Origin of the sequence: Delftia sp. ZNC0008 (assembly GCF_000799035.1) — a bacterium.
Taxonomy (GTDB): domain Bacteria; phylum Pseudomonadota; class Gammaproteobacteria; order Burkholderiales; family Burkholderiaceae_C; genus Comamonas; species Comamonas tsuruhatensis.
In genome coordinates, this window is record NZ_JTKZ01000486.1 from 1 (window position 1) to 689 (window position 689).

Sequence of the window (689 nt, forward strand, 5' to 3'; positions counted from 1 at the left end):
AAGGCCCCGGCCCGCGCGCTGACCCTGGCGGCTCTTGCGCCGCGCCACGGCGAATGCCTGTGGGATGTGGGCGGCGGCTCGGGCTCGGTGGCCGTGGAGTGGTGCCTGGCCGGTGGCTCGGCCATCAGCCTGGAGCAGCATGCGGCGCGTGCGGACAACATCCGCCTCAACGCCCGGCGCTTCGGACTGCAGGCGCGGCTGCGCGTGGTGCAGGGCGTGGCGCCAGAGGCGCTGGCCGGGCTGCAGGCGCTGGCCCGGCCCCAGGCCGTGTTCGTGGGCGGGGGCTTTGACGCGGCCCTGTTCGAATGCCTGCAGGCCCTCATGCCCGCGGGCTGCCGCCTGGTGGTCAATGCCGTGACGCTGGAGACCGAGGCCTTGCTGGTGCAACTGCAGGCCGAGCACGGCGGCCAGCTGCTGCGGCTGGAGATTTCCAGCGCCGAGCCGTTGGGCCGCATGCGCAGCTGGAAGGCTGCGCGGCCGCTGGTGCAGTGGAGCTGGCAGCGGTGAACCCGGACGAAGCCATCCCCCACCGCTGCGGCGTGCTGGGCCTGGGCCTGCACACCGACGCACTGCCCCATGCGCTGCAGGCGCTGTGGCAGCGGGCGCAGGCGCAGCTGCCGGAAAGCGCAGACGCAGGCGCCTGCGCGCCCCAGCCCATCTGCGCCGTGGCCGTGCTGGACACCAAGGCC

At 74.3% G+C, this 689-nt stretch carries 1 protein-coding gene and 1 pseudogene; both read left to right on the top strand.

Annotation, left to right across the window (positions count from 1 at the left end; translation table 11 throughout):
- Positions 1–507 (top strand): precorrin-6Y methyltransferase (locus L995_RS16360; protein WP_047472652.1); only part of this gene is annotated, 507 nt, incomplete at its 5' end.
- A pseudogene (locus L995_RS16365) lies at positions 504–689 on the top strand (cobalamin biosynthesis protein); the annotation flags it as partial. The gene L995_RS16360 and the pseudogene L995_RS16365, both read left to right, overlap by 4 nt.